The sequence below is a fragment of the Kitasatospora albolonga genome (genome assembly GCF_039535905.1).
Taxonomy (GTDB): domain Bacteria; phylum Actinomycetota; class Actinomycetes; order Streptomycetales; family Streptomycetaceae; genus Kitasatospora; species Kitasatospora albolonga.
The window spans coordinates 171,156-189,471 of record NZ_BAAAYB010000149.1; the positions used below are offsets into that span (position 1 = coordinate 171,156).

Consider the following 18,316-nt stretch of genomic DNA (forward strand, 5'->3'; position numbering starts at 1 on the left):
GACGGCCCGTTCGGCGTTCCCGCAGGGTCAGGAGCGGGTGCCCAGGTGGTGGACCTGGACCATGTTGGTGTTGCCGGGGATGCCGGGCGGGGAGCCGGCGGTGACGATGACGGTGTCGCCCTCGTTCAGCCGGCTCAGGGCGAGCAGCTCCTGGTCGACCTGGGCGACCATCGCGTCGGTGGTGTCCACCTGCTCGGTGACGTACGCCTCGACGCCCCAGCTCAGCGAGAGCTGGGCGCGGGTCGCGGCGTCCGGGGTGAAGGCGATCACCGGGATCGGCGAGCGGTAGCGGGACAGGCGGCGGGCGGTGTCACCGGACTTGGTGAACGCGACCAGCGCCTTGGCGTTGAGGAAGTCGCCCAGCTCGCAGGCGGCGCGGGCGATCGAGCCGCCCTGGGTGCGCGGCTTGCGGCCCGGGTTGAGCGGCTGGAGGCCCTGCGCGAGCAGCTCCTCCTCGGCCGTCTCGGCGATCCGGCTCATGGTCTTGACCGTCTCGACCGGGTACTTGCCGACGCTGGACTCGGCGGAGAGCATGATCGCGTCCGCGCCGTCCAGGATGGCGTTGGCGACGTCCGAGACCTCGGCGCGGGTCGGCCGCGAGGCGTGGATCATCGACTCCATCATCTGGGTGGCGACGATGACCGGCTTGGCGTTGCGGCGGGCCAGGGTGATCAGCTGCTTCTGGACCAGCGGCACCTTCTCCAGCGGGTACTCGACCGCCAGGTCGCCGCGGGCCACCATGATGGCGTCGAAGGCGAGGACGATCTCCTCCATCGCCTCGACCGCCTGCGGCTTCTCGATTTTGGCGATGACCGGCACACGAATGCCGACCTCGTCCATGACCTTGTGCACGTCGTCGATGTCGGCCGCGTTCCGCACGAAGGACAGTGCGACCATGTCGACGCCGAGCTCCAGGGCGAAGCGCAGGTCCTCCTTGTCCTTCTCGGACAGGGCCGGCACGTTGACCGCCGCGCCGGGGAGGTTGATCCCCTTGTTGTTCGAGAGCACGCCGCCCTCGACGACCACGGTCTTCACGCGGGGGCCGTCGACGCTGACGACCTCCAGGGCGATGACGCCGTCGTTGATCAGGACCGGGTCGCCGGGCTTCACGTCGCCGGGCAGGCCCTTGTAGGTGGTGCCGCAGATGTGCTGGTCGCCCGGCACGTCCTCGGTGGTGATGGTGAACTCGTCACCGTTGTCGACCGTGACCGGGCCGTTGGCGAAGGTCGCCAGACGGATCTTCGGGCCCTGGAGGTCGGCGAGGATGCCGATGGTGCGACCGGTGTCCTGGGACACCTGGCGGACCTTGCGGTACCGCTCCTCGTGCTCGGCGTGGGAGCCGTGGCTCATGTTCAGTCGGGCGACGTTCATGCCCGCTTCGACGATGGCCTTCAGCTGTTCGTAGGAGTCCGTGGCGGGACCCAGGGTGCAGACAATTTTCGCTCGGCGCATATCGGTCAGTCTATCCGTTCGTGTTATCGGTGCATTCGGCCCGAAAGCTGAGGAATCGTCAACGAACTGTCCCGAGGGATGGGATGCTGATGGTTCGTCAGGTTTGGTGTACCAGAGCGAAGGACTGCCTGGCGATTTCCAGCTCCTCGTCGGTCGGCACCACCGCCACCGCGACCCGGGAGTACTCGGGCGAGATCACCCGGGCCTCACCGGAGCGGACCGCGTTCAGCTCGGGGTCCACCGCGATGCCGAGCTCCTCCAGCCCGGCGCAGGCGGCCGCCCGGACGGGGGCGGCGTTCTCGCCCACCCCGGCCGTGAAGGCCACCGCGTCCACCCGGCCGAGCACGGCGTAGTAGCCGCCGAGGTACTTGCGCAGCCGGTGCACGTAGGCGTCGAAGGCCAGCTTCGCCTCGGCGTCGCCCTCATCGGCGCGGCGCATCACCTCGCGCATGTCGTTGTCCCCGCACAGGCCCAGCAGGCCGGAGCGGCGGTTCAGCAGCTCGTCGATCTGATCGATGCTCAGGCCGCCCACCCGGTGCAGGTGGAAGACCACGCCCGGGTCGATGTCACCCGAACGAGTGCCCATCACCAGGCCCTCCAGCGGAGTCAGGCCCATCGAGGTGTCCACGCAGACCCCGCCGGAGACGGCCGAGACCGAGCCGCCGTTGCCCAGGTGCAGCACGATCACGTTGACCTCGACCGGATCCTTGCCGAGCAGCCGGGCGGTGGCCCGGGAGACGTACTGGTGCGAGGTGCCGTGGAAGCCGTAGCGGCGCACCCGGTGCTCGTCGGCGGTCTTCCGGTCGATCGCGTAGCGGGCCGCGTACTCCGGCATGGTGGCGTGGAAGGCGGTGTCGAAGACCGCGACCTGCGGGAGGTCGGGGCGCAGCGCCCGGGCCACCTCGATGCCGGTGATGTTGGCGGGGTTGTGCAGCGGGGCGACCGGGATCAGCCGGCGGATCTCGGCCAGCACCTCCTCGGTGACCAGGGTCGGCTCGGTGAACCGCAGCCCGCCGTGCACCACCCGGTGGCCGATCGCGGCCAGCTCGGGGGAGTCCAGGCCGAGGCCGTCGGCGGTCAGCTCCTCGGCGACCGCCTTGAGCGCGGCGGCGTGGTCGGCGAACAGCGCCGAGACCTCGCGCTTCTCCCGGCCGTGCGGGGCGTGCGCCAGGCGGCCGCCGCTCTCGCCGATCCGCTCGACCAGGCCGGAGGCCAGCCGGGAGCCGTCCACCATGTCGATCAGCTGGTACTTGACCGAGGAGGACCCGGCGTTGAGGACGAGTACCCGGGTGGCTCCGGTCACGAGGCGGCTCCTTGGTTCTGCGCCGGTCCCTGGCCCTGGGCCTGGATGGCGGTGATGGCGACGGTGTTCACGATGTCCTGGACCAGCGCCCCCCGGGACAGGTCGTTGACCGGCTTGCGCAGGCCCTGGAGGACCGGGCCGACGGCCACGGCCCCGGCCGAGCGCTGCACGGCCTTGTAGGTGTTGTTGCCCGTGTTGAGGTCGGGGAAGATCAGCACGGTGGCCCGTCCGGCGACCTCGGAGCCGGGCAGCTTGGTGGCGGCCACGTTCGGGTCGACCGCCGCGTCGTACTGGATCGGGCCCTCGACCAGGATGTCCGGGCGCAGCTCGCGGACCAGCTCGGTGGCCTTGCGGACCTTGTCCACGTCCGCGCCGGAGCCGGAGGTGCCGGTGGAGTAGGAGAGCATCGCGACCCGGGGCTCCACGCCGAACTGGGCCGCGGTGCCGGCCGCCTGGATGGCGATGTCGGCCAGCTGCTGGGCGTCCGGGTCGGGGTTGACCGCGCAGTCGCCGTAGACCAGCACCTTGTCGGCCAGGCACATGAAGAAGACCGAGGAGACGATCGCCGCGCCGGGCGAGGTCTTGATCACCTCGAAGGCCGGGCGGATGGTGGCGGCGGTGGAGTGCACCGCGCCGGAGACCATGCCGTCGGCGATGCCCTCCTGGACCATCAGGGTGCCGAAGTAGGAGACGTCGGTGACCACGTCCAGGGCCAGCTCGACGGTCATGCCCTTGTGGGCGCGCAGCTTGGCGTAGAGCTCGGCGAACTGCTGGCGCAGCGGGCTGGTGGCCGGGTCGACGATCCGCAGCCGGGCGCCGTCGCCCCGGTCCAGGTCTTCGGCGGGGACGGCGATGCCGAGCGCGGCTGCCTTGCGGCGCACCTCGTCCGGCTGGCCCAGCAGGGTGAGGTCGCAGATGTTGCGGCGCAGCAGCACCTCGGCGGCGCGCAGCACCCGCTCCTCGGTGCCCTCGGGGAGCACCACGTGCCGGCGGGCCGACCTGGCCCGCTCCAGCAGCTCGTGCTCGAACATCATCGGGGTGACCCGCTCGGACTTGCCGAGCTCGATCCGCTTGGTCAACTCGGCGGTGTCCACGTGGAGTTCGAAGAGTCCGAGGGCGATCTCGGCCTTCCGCGGGCTGGCCGGGCCGATCCGGCCCTCCAGGTGGGTGAGGGCGGCGGCGGTCAGCCAGCTGCCCTCGGGGACCACAGCCACCGGGGTGCCGGGGGCCAGCCGGCCGGCCAGCGCCATCACGTTCGGCCCGGGGTGCTGACCGAGGGTCAGCAGCACGCCGGCGATCGGCGGGGCGCCCGCCGCGTGCGCGGCCAGCGAGCCGATCACCAGGTCGGCCCGGTCCCCGGGGGTGACCACCAGGGCGCCGTCGGTCAGCGCGTTCAGGAAGGTCGGCAGCATGGCGCCGCCGAAGACGAAGCCGCGGACGTCCCGGGCCAGCCCGGCCGCGTCGCCGAGCAGCACCTCGGCGCCGGTCGCCTCGACCAGCTGGGCCACCGTGGGGGCGGCCAGCGCGGGCTCCTCCGGGAGCACGTAGGACGGGACGGAGAGCTTCTCGGCCAGCACCCGCTGGATCTGCTGCTTGGCGCCGGGGGCCACCCGGTTGGCGATCATCGCCAGCACCGAGCAACCCAGGTCGCGGTAGGCCCGGTGGGCGTTGCGCACCTCGGCGATGACCGCCGTCGGGTCCTCGTCGTGGCCGCCGACCACCGGCAGCACCCAGGCGCCGAACTCGTTGGCGAGGCGGGCGTTGAAGGCCAGCTCGTCCGGGATGTTGGTGTCCGCGAAGTCGGTGCCGAGCACCAGTACGGCCTGGCAGCGGCGCTCCATCGCGTGGAAGCGCTCCACCAGGGTGGAGACCAGCTCGTCCTGCCCCTGGGCGGCCTGCAGGGCCGCGGCCTCCTCGTAGGTGAGGCCGTACATCTCGTTGGTCGGCAGGTCCAGCCGGTACCGGTCGCGCAGCAGCTCCACCACGTGGTCCGACCCGGCCTCGCCGGGCGCGTTCGCGTGGACCAGCGGCCGGAAGACCCCGACCCGGTCCACCTGACGGGTGAGCAGTTCCATGACCCCGAGTTCGACCGCCTGACGGCCGTCCCCCCGGTCGATCCCGGTCACGTACACGCTGCGCGCCACCTGGCAGCTCCGTTTCGGTCGTCCCTCAGTCAGCGGTCACATCGACCATACATTCGCACTGGTGAGGGACGTCCGCATGTGCGCACACCCGTCGGAGGCAAGGGACGAAGGTCACCGGACCGCCGGGCCACAGGGCCCTGACGGCCGGTCAGCCGAGGCCGTCCGCTCCTGCCGCGGCCCGGGTGGCGGCGGCAGGAGCGGTCCGAGGGACGTCGGTGCGCGTCGGGCGCGGTCAGGCCGGGCGGAGCCAGACGGTGGAGAGCGGGGGAAGGACCAGTTCCGTGCTGCGGGGCTGGCCGTTCCAGGGGGTGGCCTCGGACTTGACGGGGTGGGAGTTGGCGATGCCGCTGCCGCCGTACTGCTCGGCGTCGGTGTTGAGCACCTCTTCCCAGAGCTGCTCGCGGCCGGGGAGCTGGGGCAGGCCGACGCGGTGGCCGTGGCGGACCACGGGGGAGAAGTTGCAGACCGCGACCAGCGGGGTGCCGTCGGCGGCGTGGCGGACGAAGGAGAGCAGGTTGTCCTCGGCCGCGCCGCCGTCCAGCCAGCGGAACCCGTCCGGGGTGGTGTCCTGCTCCCAGAGGGCGGGGGTGGCCAGGTAGGTGTGGTTGAGGTCGGCCACCAGGCGGCGCACGCCGAGGTGGTCCCCGGCGGCCGGCCAGTCCTCGCCGAGCACCCACCACTGCGGGCCGTCCTCGTGGCTCCACTCCGCGCCCTGGGCGAACTCCTGTCCCATGAACAGCAGTTGCTTGCCCGGGTGGGCCCACATGAAGCCCAGGTAGGCCCGGTGGTTGGCCCGCTGCTGCCACCAGTCGCCGGGCATCTTGGAGACCAAGGCGCGCTTGCCGTGCACCACCTCGTCGTGCGAGATCGGCAGCACGTAGTTCTCCGACCAGGCGTACACCAGGGAGAAGGTGATCTCGTCGTGGTGGTGCTTGCGGTGCACCGGCTCCTTGGACATGTAGACCAGGGAGTCGTGCATCCAGCCCATGTTCCACTTCAGGCCGAAGCCCAGGCCGCCGGAGTCGGTGGGCCGGGTGACGCCGTCCCAGGCGGTGGACTCCTCGGCGATGGTGACCACGCCGGGGCAGCGCCGGTAGACGGTGGCGTTCATCTCCTGGAGGAAGGCGACGGCGTCCAGGTTCTCCCGGCCGCCGTACTGGTTCGGGGTCCAGGCGCCGCCCTCGCGGGAGTAGTCGAGGTAGAGCATCGAGGCCACCGCGTCCACCCGCAGGCCGTCGACGTGGAACTCCTCGCACCAGTAGACCGCGTTGGCCACCAGGAAGTTGCGCACCTCGGTGCGGGCGTAGTCGAACTCCAGGGTGCCCCAGTCCGGGTGCTCGGCGCGCAGCGGGTCGGCCGGCTCGTAGAGCGGCTCGCCGTCGAAGCGGGCCAGCGCGAAGGCGTCCTTGGGGAAGTGCGCGGGCACCCAGTCGACGATCACGCCGATGCCGTGCCGGTGCAGGGTGTCCACCAGGAAGCGGAAGTCGTCGGGGGAGCCAAGCCGGGAGGTCGGCGCGTAGAAGCCGGTCACCTGGTAGCCCCAGGAGCCCCCGAAGGGGTGCTCCATCACCGGCATGAACTCCACGTGGGTGAAGCCCAGGTCCTTCAGGTAGCCGGGGAGTACGGCGGCCAGCTCGCGGTAGGTGGTCAACTCCGGCCGCCAGGAGGCGAGGTGGAGCTCGTAGACCGACATCGGGGCCCGGTGGTGCACCGTGCGCTCCCGGCGGGCCATCCACTCCCGGTCGTCCCACTCGTACGCCGAGCTGGTCACCACCGAGGCGGTGGCCGGCGGCACCTGGGTGGCCCGGGCCAGCGGGTCGGCCTTCTCCAGCACCTGGCCGTGCCGGGTGTGGATCTCGTACTTGTACGTGGTGCCCTCGGCCAGTCCCGGCACGAAGAGCTCCCAGACCCCGGAGGAGCCCAGCGAGCGCATCGGGTGGCCGGTGCCGTCCCAGTGGTTGAAGTCGCCGATCACCCGCACGCCGGTGGCGTTCGGGGCCCAGACCGCGAAGGCGGTGCCGGCGATCCCGGCCACCGTGCGGACCTGGCTCCCGAGCGCCCGCCAGAGCTGCTCGTGCCGGCCCTCCCGGATCAGGTGCAGGTCCAGCTCGCCCAGGGTGGGCGGCAGCCGGTAGCCGTCCTGCTGCTCCAGCGGCTCGCCGCCGGGGTAGCTCACCCGGAGCGAGTACGCCGGGATCTCCGGAAGGCCCGTCAGCAGGCCGGTGAACAGGCCGCGCTGGAGGTGGGTCAGCTCCACCGGACCCTGCCCGGTGAGCACCACCACGCGTTCGGCGAACGGGCGCAGCACCCGGATCGTCACGCCCTCGGTGGTGAGGTGGGCGCCGAGCAGGGAGTGCGGGTCGTGGTGCTCGCCGGAGAGCAGCCGGTCGATCTCGCCGGGGGGCAGCGGGGCCTCGGGCAGCCGCAGCGCGGTCTCCTGGCGGCGGACGGGCGCTGCGGCGGCGGGCTCGGGCGAGGGCTCCGGTGAGGGCTCCGGGGTGAGTGCCGTCGGCTCCGCCGTGACCGCGACGGGGCGGGGCGGGGCCGGCGGGTGGGTGCGCCCGGGGCGGGGCTTGACGCGGCGGTGGGCCGGATCGCCGGGCCGCTCGGGCAGGAAGGTGGCGGGCACGGGTGTGCTGCGGTCGCGCTTCTGGCCGGGCGGGGTCACGGCGGGGTCCTCCTGCGGGGGGTCGGGCGGATCGTCGGAACGGGGCGGGGGAGCGGGGAGCGGGGGCGGCGTCAGACGGTGAGGGCCAGGCGGTTGATGGCGGCCAGCGGGATGGGGAGCCAGCTCGGCCGGTGCCGGGCCTCGTAGACCACCTCGTAGACCGCCTTGTCGATCTCCAGCGCGCGCATCAGCTCCGGCGCCGAGTGCGGGTCCGTCCCGCCGCCGGCGGTGTAGCCCGCGCAGTACGCGGTGCGGTTGCGCCCGGCCCAGGCGGCGGCCAGGTGGGCCAGCTCCGGGTCGGCGGGGGTGCCGGCCAGCAGGTGGGCCGCGGCGTAGTCGAAGGAGCGCAGCATGGCGGCCACGTCGCGCAGCGCCGGCTGCGGGAGCCTGCGCTCGGCCAGCGGCTTCGCGGGCTCGCCCTCGAAGTCCAGCAGGACCCAGCCGTGCGGGGTGCGCATCGCCTGGCCCAGGTGCAGGTCGCCGTGGATGCGCTGGACCGAGAGGCCGTCCAGGTGATCCGCCGTCAGGGCGCGGAAGGCGGCCCGCAGCGCGGTGCGGTACCGGGCCAGGCCGGGCACGGCGGTGACCGCCCGGTCCAGCCGGTCGGCCATCTGGGCGGCCAGCAGGCTGGTCTGGGCGCGGTCCAGGCGGGCCACCGGCATGGAGCGGGCCAGCACCCGGTGGACCTCGGCGGTGGCCCGGCCGAGCCGGTGCGCCTCGATCGCGAAGTTGCCGGGGGAGGGGTCGCCCTTGAGCCGGCCGACCTGGTCCAGGGCCAGCACCCAGCCGTCCTCGGCGTCCGGCAGGTAGCGCTGGAGCAGGCCGAGGGTGGCCGGTTCGGCCCCCTCCATCCGGCTCTCGAACCAGGCGGCCACCCGGGGGATCCGGGTGGAGCCGGCCCGGGAGAGCGCGAGCGAGAGCTCCAGGTCCGGGTTGGTGCCGGGGCTGATCCGGCGGAACAGCTTGAGGATGAACTCGGTGCCGTAGATCACCGAGCTGTTGGACTGCTCGGCGGTGGAGGCCCGGCCGGGCAGGTGGGCGGGCAGGCCCGGGCCCGGGGTGCGGCGGAACGACAGCGCGCCGAACCGGTCACCGGTGGCCAGGTGCTCCAGCAGACGGCCCGTCAGCTCCGGGTCGTGCACCGCGTCGTAGAGCGCGGCGCCGTCGTGCTGGCCGCCGGTCAGCCGCCCGAGCACGGCGGTCGGCGGCAGGCCCAGGGAGTGCTGGGAACGGATCCCGAGCATCAGCTGGTAGATCTCGCCGGGCGAGTCGTCGCCCGCGTACTCGACCCGCAGCAGCAGGTGGAGCAGGGCCGGGTCGCCGACCTGGAGCGGGGTGCCGACCAAGGGCGTGAGCCCGGTGATCGCGCGCCCCTTGCCCGCGTACCAGCGCTGGCCGGGCAGCCAGGCCGCGATCAGCGGCAGGGCGGACTGGACCAGCTCGCTGACCCCGACAGCGGTTCTCCGGACCCCGGTGCTCCGCGCTCCGACCGGGGCGGTGGCCGCTCCGGACGGATCTTGGTGCAGGTGGGCCTGAGAACGGGAGGTTTCGGACATGACTCCCTTTCCCCGGAAGCGGGCCGACTGCCCGACGGGTCTGGCCGGGTCCGTCAGTCTTCCGGATTTCGGCGGCGCGGCGGCGACGGCACGCGAGCCTGGCTCGGGTGTCACGCCATAGTGTGGGTGGCCGTTGGGCTGTTCTCCGTACGCGGTGGTGCAGAGCGGAGCCCGGGGGCGCGAGATCGTGCTTCGCGCCCCCGGGGCCTGTGGCAGGTGAACTGACTGATCGTTACTTCACTGCTTGCGAGGATTGCGCAGCTGGAACCAGTAGAAGCCGTGCCCGGCCAGGGTCAGCAGGTACGGCCACTCGCCGATGGACGGGAAGCGCACACCGCCGATCAGCTCCACCGGGTAGCGTCCCCCGTACCGCCGCAGATCCAACTCGGTCGGCTGCGCGAACCGCGAGAAGTTGTTCACGCACATGACCAGGTCGCCCTCGTGCTCGCGCACGAAGGCCAGGACCGCGGGATTGCTGGAGGGCAGTTCGGTGTAGCTGCCGAGGCCGAACGCCGGATTGAGCTTGCGGATCTCGATCATGCGACGCGTCCAGTGCAGCAGCGAGCTCGAACTGCTCTGCTGCGCCTCGACGTTGGTCACCTGATAGCCGTACACCGGGTCCATGATGGGCGGCAGACTGAGCCTGCCCGGGTCGGCCGAGGAGAAACCCGCGTTGCGGTCCGGGGTCCACTGCATCGGGGTGCGGACGCCGTCCCGGTCGCCGAGCCAGATGTTGTCGCCCATGCCGATCTCGTCCCCGTAGTAGAGGACCGGCGAGCCGGGCAGCGAGAGCAGCAGGGCGGTGAACAGCTCGACCTGGTTGCGGTCGTTCTCCAGCAGCGGGGAGAGCCGGCGGCGGATGCCCACGTTGGCCCGCATCCGCGGGTCCTTGGCGTACTCCGCGTACATGTAGTCGCGCTCCTCGTCGGTGACCATCTCCAGGGTCAGCTCGTCGTGGTTGCGCAGGAAGATCCCCCACTGGCAGTTGCCGGGGATGGTCGGGGTCTTGGCCAGGATCTCCGAGACCGGGTAGCGCGACTCCCGGCGGACCGCCATGAAGATCCGCGGCATCACCGGGAAGTGGAAGGCCATGTGGCACTCGTCGCCGCCGGAGGAGAAGTCCCCGAAGTAGTCGACGACGTCCTCCGGCCACTGGTTGGCCTCGGCCAGCAGCACGGTGTCCGGGTAGTCCGCGTCGATCTCCTTGCGGACCCGGCGCAGGAACTCGTGGGTCTCCGGGAGGTTCTCGCAGTTGGTGCCCTCGCGGGCGAACAGGTACGGCACCGCGTCCAGCCGGAACCCGTCGATCCCGAGGTCCAGCCAGAACCGCAGCCCCGCGATCATCTCCTCCTGGACCCGGGGGTTGTCGTAGTTCAGGTCCGGCTGGTGGGAGAAGAACCGGTGCCAGAAGTACTGCTTGCGCACCGGGTCGTAGGTCCAGTTGGAGGTCTCGGTGTCGACGAAGATGATCCGCGCGTCCGGGTACTGCTTGTCGTCGTCGGCCCACATGTAGAAGTCGCCGTACGGCCCGTCCGGGTCGCGGCGGGACTCCTGGAACCACGGGTGCTGGTCGCTGGTGTGGTTCATCACGAAGTCGATGATCACCCGCATGCCGCGCTTGTGCGCCGCGTCCACGAACTCCACGAAGTCGGCCAGGTCGCCGAACTCCGGCAGCACCGACTTGTAGTCGGCCACGTCGTACCCGCCGTCCCTGAGCGGCGAGGCGAAGAACGGCGGCAGCCAGAGGCAGTCCACGCCGAGCCACTGCAGGTAGTCCAGCTTCGAGGTGAGGCCCTTGAGATCGCCCACCCCGTCCCCGTTGCTGTCCTGGAACGAGCGCACCAGGACCTCGTAGAACACCGCCCGCTTGAACCACTCCGGGTCGCGCTGCCCCGGCGAGGACTCGGCGAAGGTGTCGGGCACGGGATCGTTCACTGTCACTGAGGCCTCCGGGAGGGGTGGATCCGCGCGCGGGCGGGTGCCAAGAGGGGTGTGAGGGTCACCGGGGGCTCCTCGGCCCGGGTGGTGTACCCGAAGCCGTCCGCTCGTTGGACGAGTCGGAGGTGGTGGTGGCTGACGCCCTGGATCAGCCCGGTGGAGGTCCTGATGTCGAAGCGGCCGCTGGTACGGACGGCGACCCGGCCGGTGTGCCGGCCACGGTGCTTCCCGGTCGGGATCCGGGCCCGTACGAGGTCGCCGGTGGCGAAGCCGTGGACGTGCTTGTTCCTCGGCCTGGTCAGCCTGGGGAAGCCGTTGCGGTCGGGCACGGTGCGCTGGTGGGTGCCGCGCCCGGAACACGTCATCCGGAGAACGATCTCCGGGTGACGCGCGATACGGGTGTCCGGCGCCAGCGCGCCGACCGTCAGTGCGTCGAGGGTGTGGGATTTCGGCAGGCCGGAACGGTGGCGGTTGTGGGCGGTGCGGCCGCCCGACCAGGCGTGGACCGGTCGGCCCAGCCCGCCGAGTGAGGAAGTGAGCGCGTTCCGGGTGACATTCATGGCGGTCGCGCCCCGCAACGGGGCCTGGGCCTGGGAGAGCAGCCGGTCGAGCACGTCCTGACGGCCGGTCAGGAATTCCTCCACGGACCGGGCCGCCTTTGCCCGGTTGCAGGCGGCGCAGGCCGGCGCGAGGTTGGAGATCCGGTTCGAACCGCCCGACGAGCGCGGCCGGATGTGATCGATCTGGAACGGGACCCGGCCGGCCCCGCAGAACGCACAGCGGTGGTTCCAGCGCTCCAGCAGGTACTGCCGGACCTCATAGCCGAACAGGGTGCCTTGCTGGTACTCGAGGGAGGTCAGCGGCCGCCCCGCCGCCATCGCTTGCAGGTCGAAGGCGGTGCTCTCCACGTGCACCTCCCGGACGGGGGCCAGACGGCAGAGCCGGCGGACCACCGAGAGGGAGCTGTCGACCCGGTGCCGGAGCGAGGGCGGTAGCCAGCCGGAGGGCCGGCCGCGGTTGGCGGACCGGGGCGAGCGGTAGCGGAGGTTGGCACTCCGGCGCCGACGCCGGAACGCTGCCCTGTTGGCCAGCCGCGTCCGGATCGTCGTGCCCCGGTGGGCCAGCTCGATGGCGAACAGGCCCCGCCGGAGGACGGCCCCGGCACGCTGGAGGTCGTGGGTCACGGCCAGGCCGGTGGACGTGGCACCGGGATCCACCCGGACCGCGACGCCGTCGACGGCACTGTCCGCCAGCAGACGGTCCGTCAGGCGGATGGTGAACGGAACCGCCCTGGCGACACGAGCCCGTCGACTGTCGAGCAGTTGCCGGGCCCGGGCCGGCTGACACGGCATCAGCGGCAGACCCTGACGGTCCAGGACGAACACCAGTGGTGCGCCGGGGGTGGGGGCCGCAAGGCCTCCGGATGCTCCGTCGGCGGGGGCCGACGGGTGACGCCCGCCCGGACGGGTGCGGTCCGGGTGGGTCTCCTCTCGCCGAGGTCCAGTCCCGGTGCCCGGCTCGGGGGCCGGGAGCGCGCACGCCGTTTCGGCCCCTCCCGAGGGGTTGTCTGCTCCTGCGCGTTCCAGAGCGGGCCGCTGAGGAGGCACGGCCCGGTGGGTGTTCTCACCTGAAGTGAACGTAGTCATCGAATGCACCTCCTTCGATCTCGCGATCCCGATGACTTGGGCTGGTCGACCTCGGCCCGCCGGGTTGCCGACAGGCCTGACCGGTGGTCAGGGAGTGGCCGACTGAGGGTTCCTCCGAACCGTGAGGAGGTGGGCCGGCCCGGTGGTGGGGTCGAGCCGGACGTAGTTGTGGCGGTGCCAGGTCCAGGAGGCTCCGGTCAGTTCGTCGTGGACGGCGAGCGGGCCGTCCCAGGGGAGGGTGACGGTGGCTTCCTGGGGGTGGTGGGGATCGAGGTTGACCACGGTGAGGACGTGGTCGGTGAGACCGTCCTCGGTGGTGGCGGTCTTCGAGTAGGCGATCAGGGCGTCGTTGTCGGTGGGGTGGAAGACCAGGTCGCGCAGCTGCTGGAGGGCGGGGTGACGGCGCCTCAGCTGGTTGAGGGTGGTGATGAGGGGGGCGAGGGTGTCGGTGCGGGACCAGTCGCGCGGGCGCAGCTCGTACTTCTCGGAGCTCGCGTACTCCTCGGAGCCGGGCTTGGCGGGCTGGTTCTCGTAGTGCTCGAAGCCCGCGTAGATCCCCCAGCTCGGGGCGAGGGTGGCGGCGAGGACGGCGCGCAGGGCGAAGGCGGCGGGGCCGCCGTCCTGGAGGTGGCCGGGCAGGATGTCCGGGGTGTTGGCGAAGAAGTTGGGGCGCATGTAGGAGGCGGCGTCACCGGTCAGTTCGGTGAGGTACTCGGTGAGTTCGTCCTTGGTCTCGCGCCAGGTGAAGTAGGTGTAGGACTGGTGGAAGCCGACCTTCCCCAGGGTGTGCATCATCGCCGGGCGGGTGAAGGCCTCGGCCAGGAAGACCACGTCGGGGTCGGTGCGGGCGATGTCGCCGAGCACCTTCTCCCAGAACAGCACCGGCTTGGTGTGCGGGTTGTCGACGCGGAAGATCCGGACGCCGTGGGCCATCCAGTGCCGCAGGACCCGCAGGGTCTCCTTGACCAGGCCGTCGAAGTCCTGGTCGAAGGCGATCGGGTAGATGTCCTGGTACTTCTTCGGCGGGTTCTCGGCGTAGGCGATGGTGCCGTCGGCGCGGTGGCTGAACCACTCGGGGTGCTTGTTGACCCAGGGGTGGTCCGGGGAGCACTGGAGGGCGAAGTCCAGGGCGACCTCGATGCCGAGCGCGTTGGCCTCGGCGACGAAGAAGTCGAAGTCCTCGATGGTGCCGAGGTCGGGGTGGACCGCGTCGTGCCCGCCCTCGGGGGAGCCGATCGCCCAGGGGGAGCCGACGTCGTGCCGACCCGCCGTCAGGGAGTTGTCGGGGCCCTTGCGGTAGGCCCGGCCGATGGGGTGGACGGGCGGCAGGTAGAGCACGTCGAAGCCCATCGCGGCCACCGCCGGGAGCCGTTCGGCGGCGGTGCGGAAGGTGCCGGAGACCGGCGGGTGGTTGCCGTCCGGGTCGACCAGGGCGCCCTCGGAGCGGGGGAAGAACTCGTACCAGGAGCCGTAGAGCGCCCGCTCCCGGTCCACCTGGAGCGGCAACGGCCGGGTGGAGCTGATCAGTTCGCGCAGCGGGTAGCGCTCCAGCAGGGCGGTGACCTCGGGGGCCAGCGCGGCGGCCAGCCGGGAGAGCGGGGAGAGCTCGGTGTCGCGCAGCGCGTCGGCGGCGGCCAGCACGTGCGCCCGGCCCTCCTTCTTGGGCACGCCGGCGGCGGCGCGCTCCAGCAGGGCGGCGCCCTCCTCCAGGACCACCGCGGTGTCGATCCCGGCGGGGAGCTTGATGCCGGCGGTCCGGCGCCAGTGGGCCACCGGGTCGCCCCAGGCCTCCACCAGGTAGGACCAGCGGCCCGGCGCGGTGGGGGTGACGTGGGCGCCCCAGCGGTCGGTGCCCGGGGCGAGTTCCTCCATCGGGGTCCACGGGGCGCTGCGGCCGCGCGGGTCGCGGAGCACCACGTTGGCGTTGACCGCCTCGTGGCCCTCGCGGAAGACGGTGGCGGTCACCTGGAACCGTTCGCCCACCACCGCCTTGGCCGGGCGGCGCCCGGCGTCGATCTGGGGGGAGACGTCCAGGACGGGGATGCGGCCGATCACGGTGGTGCTCTCTGTCGTCTTGCGGGCGGTGGTCTTCCGGGGGGCGGTGGTCTTCTTGGCGGCGGCGGCGGTCTTGGTGGGGGTCTTCGTGGCGGTCTTCGTGGTGGTGGTCGCGGTCTTCGTGGCCGTGGTCTTCGTGGTGGCGCTGGTCTTCGTGGTGGTGGTCCTGCGCGGGGTGGTGCCCTTGCGGGCCGTCCGAGGGGCGGGGAGCTCCGGTTCCGACGGCGGTTCGAGGGCCGCCGCGCCGTGAGTCGGTTGATCCCGCGTGTCACCGTGCATGCCTGACTCCTGCCCGAGGGGGGACTGCGTGGGTGAGAGAGGACCTGCTCCGGAGACCTGCCCGCGCGCGTCCCGGCGCGCGTCGCATCGGGCGCGCTCCCGTGCGACCCAACCCAACCGAGAACGACGGGCAGGTGTACGAGGACACGCCTGATCACGAGCACACAGACCGAATGGGCTAAGGAAATTGAAATATCGTCGGCAAGGAGGGTTTCCGGACGTGAAGCAGGCAGAGGAGGCGCCACCCGGATCGCACTCCCCGCCGCAGCTCCGACTTTTGTCCATCCTGGCACCCTCGGCAAGACCTACGGATGGGTAAGCGGGTGATTTCGGACGGTATGCAGGGGTGAATCGGCCAGCGGAAACGCGCGCGTTGCGGAGAGTTCACGTGCCCCCGGGGCGGGCGCGGAATTGAATGCGCCCCCGCGCGCCCCCATGCCGCCGAATGCGCCCGTTGCGATCTCATCAATGGGCCGTCCGGGTGCCGAATACGTCAGTTGACGGACCTTCAGCTCGCCCGCCGGGTCTAGGCTGCACGCCGTGAAGGCAATCCGCAGATTCACCGTGCGCACCGTCCTGCCCGAACAACTCCAGCCGCTGCACGAGCTCGCGCTCAACCTCCGCTGGTCCTGGCACCCGGAGACGAGGGAGCTCTTCCGCTCCGTCGATCCGGAGGTCTGGGCCGCGGTCGGTGAGGACCCCGTGCGGCTGCTCGGCGAGGTGCCGGCGGACCGGTTGGCGGCACTGGCCGCCGACCGCCGCTTCCTACGCCGGCTGAACGACCTCGCCGACGAGCTCCGCGACTACCTGACCGGACCGCGCTGGTACCAGTCCGCCCCGGCGGCCGGCGACGGCGCCGGCGCGCTGCCCGCCGCGATCGCGTACTTCTCGCCGGAGTACGGCATCGCCGCCGCGCTCCCGCAGTACTCCGGCGGCCTCGGCATCCTGGCCGGGGACCACCTCAAGGCCGCCAGCGACCTGGGTGTCCCGGTGGTCGGCGTCGGCCTGTTCTACCGGCACGGCTACTTCCGTCAGTCGCTCTCCCGCGAGGGGTGGCAGCAGGAGCGCTACCCCCTGCTCGACCCGGACGAGCTGGCCGTCAGCCTGCTCCGCGGGCCCGACGGCACCCCCTGCCGGGTCGAGCTCGCGCTCCCCGCCGGCCGCAGCCTCACCGCGCAGATCTGGAAGGCCCAGGTCGGCCGGGTGCCGCTGCTGCTGCTCGACTCCGACATCGAGTGCAACAACGCCGCCGAGCGCGAGGTCACCGACCGCCTCTACGGCGGCGGCAGCGAGCACCGGCTGCTGCAGGAGATGCTGCTGGGCATCGGCGGCGTCCGGGCGGTCCGGACGTACTGCCGGCTCACCGGCCACCCGGCGCCCGAGGTGTTCCACACCAACGAGGGCCACGCGGGCTTCCTCGGCGTCGAGCGGATCCGCGAACTGATCAACGGGCCCGAACAGTTGGGCTTCTCCGCGGCCCTGGAGGCGGTCCGCGCCGGGACCCTCTTCACCACCCACACGCCCGTCCCGGCCGGGATCGACCGCTTCGACCGGGAGCTGGTGGCCCGTCACTTCAGCGGCGACGCCGCACTCCCCGGCGTCCCCGTCGAGCAGGTGCTCGCGCTCGGGGTGGAGAGCTGGCTCGGCGGCGACCCCAAGCTCTTCAACATGGCCGCCATGGGCCTGCGGCTGGCCCAGCGGGCCAACGGCGTCTCGACCCTGCACGGCGAGGTCAGCCGGGGCATGTTCAACGGACTCTGGCCGGGATTCGACGCCACCGAGGTGCCGATCACCTCGGTCACCAACGGCGTCCACGCCCCCACCTGGATCGACCCCGCGGTGGTCCGGCTCGGCGCCGGGGAGCTCGGCCAGGAGCGGATCGAGGAGGCGATGGCCACCGGCGAGGCCCGCCGCTGGACCGGCCTGGAGCGGATCGGCAACACCGAGGTCTGGGAGCTGCGCCGCACCCTGCGCACCCAGCTGGTCGAGGAGGCCCGGCTCCGGCTGCGCGCCTCCTGGCGCCAGCGCGGAGCCGGCGACGCCGAGTTGGGCTGGGTCGACTCCGTGCTCGACCCGTCCGTGCTCACCATCGGCTTCGCCCGCCGGGTGCCCTCCTACAAGCGGCTCACCCTGATGCTGCGGGACCAGGAGCGGCTGCGCTCCCTGCTGCTGCACCCGACCACGCCGGTGCAGATCGTGGTGGCGGGCAAGGCCCACCCGGCCGACGAGGGCGGCAAGCGGCTGATCCAGCAGCTGGTGGACTTCGCCGACGACCCGCAGGTGCGGCACCGGATCGTCTTCCTGCCGGACTACGACATGGCGATGGCCCGGCACCTCTACCCGGGCTGCGACGTCTGGCTGAACAACCCGCTCCGCCCGCTGGAGGCCTGCGGCACCTCCGGGATGAAGGCCGCCCTCAACGGCTGCCTCAACCTCTCCATCCTGGACGGTTGGTGGGACGAGTGGTACGACGGCGAGAACGGCTGGGCGATCCCCACCGCCGACGGCGCCTCGGCCACCCTCGACCCGGAGAGCCCGGAGGCCGAGCGGCGGGACGACCTGGAGTCGGCCGCCCTCTACGACCTGATCGAGCACCAGGTCGCGGCCCGGTTCTACGACCGCGGCGCGGACGGGCTGCCGCACCGCTGGATCGCGATGGTCCGGCACACCCTGGTCACCCTCGGGCCCAAGGTGCTGGCCGGCCGGATGGTCCGGGAGTACGTCGAGCGGCTGTACGCCCCGGCCGCCGAGGCCCAGCGCGAGCTGGCCGCCGGCGGGCACCTGGGCGCCCGGGAGCTTGCCGACTGGAAGGCCGCCGTCCGGGAGGCCTGGCCGTCGGTCCGGGTCGAGCACGTGGAGGCCGAGGGTTCGGCCGAGGCGCAGGAGTTGGGGTCCGCCCTGACCGTCCGGGTGCAGGTCGCGCTCGGCACCCTGGACGCCGCCGACGTCGAGGTCCAGGTCGTCTCCGGCCGGGTGGACGAGACCGACGGCATCTCCGACGCCGTCACCCTCGCCCTCAAGCCCACCGGGGGTCCCGACCTCGACGGCCGCCACCGCTACGAGGGCACCCTCGAACTCTCCCGCACCGGCCCGTTCGGCTACACGGTCCGGGTCCTCCCCTCCCACCGCCTGCTCGCCTCCCCGGCCGAACTCGGCCTGGTCGCCCTCCCGGCGGAGACGGCGGGGATGGAGACCGGCGTCCTGCGCTGAAATCCCTTGCGCGGCTGACCCCTTCCGCTTATCGTCACTCTGACATTAAGCAGGAGGGGTCGTCG

10 protein-coding genes are annotated in these 18,316 nt (G+C 72.1%); 2 read left to right on the top strand and 8 right to left on the bottom strand.

What is annotated here, in order from left to right; all coding sequences use genetic code 11:
* Positions 1–27: 27 nt before the first annotated feature.
* The 8 genes from pyk to ABD946_RS37260 form a co-directional block, all read right to left on the bottom strand.
* The gene (gene pyk, locus ABD946_RS37225) at positions 28–1,452 is read right to left on the bottom strand and encodes a pyruvate kinase (protein WP_345290162.1); all 1,425 of its coding nucleotides are present in this window, start codon (positions 1,450–1,452) and stop codon (positions 28–30) included.
* A gap of 97 nt (positions 1,453–1,549) precedes the next feature.
* Entirely contained in the window at positions 1,550–2,755 is a 1,206-nt protein-coding gene (locus ABD946_RS37230) for an acetate kinase (protein ID WP_345290163.1), read from the bottom strand.
* Positions 2,752–4,899: a phosphate acetyltransferase gene (gene pta, locus ABD946_RS37235; RefSeq protein ID WP_345290164.1), complete on the bottom strand. Its 2,148-nt coding sequence runs from the start codon at positions 4,897–4,899 to the stop codon at positions 2,752–2,754. Before pta ends, ABD946_RS37230 begins: the two co-directional genes overlap by 4 nt.
* 232 nt (positions 4,900–5,131) lie before the next feature.
* Complete coding sequence (glgB, locus tag ABD946_RS37240) at positions 5,132–7,567, bottom strand: 1,4-alpha-glucan branching enzyme (protein WP_345290166.1); 2,436 nt, start codon at positions 7,565–7,567, stop codon at positions 5,132–5,134.
* A 71-nt stretch (positions 7,568–7,638) separates the two neighbouring features.
* Positions 7,639–9,123, bottom strand: coding sequence for a maltokinase N-terminal cap-like domain-containing protein (locus ABD946_RS37245; protein WP_345290167.1), 1,485 nt, complete (start codon positions 9,121–9,123; stop codon positions 7,639–7,641).
* 237 nt (positions 9,124–9,360) lie between these two features.
* Complete coding sequence (gene treS / locus ABD946_RS37250; RefSeq protein WP_345290168.1) at positions 9,361–11,064, bottom strand: maltose alpha-D-glucosyltransferase; 1,704 nt, start codon at positions 11,062–11,064, stop codon at positions 9,361–9,363.
* A complete protein-coding gene (iscB, locus tag ABD946_RS37255) occupies positions 11,061–12,446 on the bottom strand; it encodes an RNA-guided endonuclease IscB (RefSeq protein WP_345290170.1) in 1,386 nt (461 codons plus the stop codon). Before iscB ends, treS begins: the two co-directional genes overlap by 4 nt.
* A 348-nt stretch (positions 12,447–12,794) precedes the next feature.
* Positions 12,795–14,762, bottom strand: a complete 1,968-nt coding sequence (locus ABD946_RS37260) for an alpha-1,4-glucan--maltose-1-phosphate maltosyltransferase (protein ID WP_345290171.1) — start codon at positions 14,760–14,762, stop codon at positions 12,795–12,797.
* 4 nt (positions 14,763–14,766) lie between these two features.
* Between ABD946_RS37260 and ABD946_RS37265 the strand changes: the two genes are divergently transcribed.
* Both ABD946_RS37265 and glgP read left to right on the top strand, forming a co-directional pair.
* Positions 14,767–15,012 (top strand): hypothetical protein, encoded by a 246-nt coding sequence (locus ABD946_RS37265; RefSeq protein ID WP_345290173.1) that lies wholly within the window; start codon positions 14,767–14,769, stop codon positions 15,010–15,012.
* A gap of 569 nt (positions 15,013–15,581) precedes the next feature.
* A complete protein-coding gene (gene glgP, locus ABD946_RS37270) occupies positions 15,582–18,251 on the top strand; it encodes an alpha-glucan family phosphorylase (protein WP_345290174.1) in 2,670 nt (889 codons plus the stop codon).
* Positions 18,252–18,316: the final 65 nt, after the last annotated feature.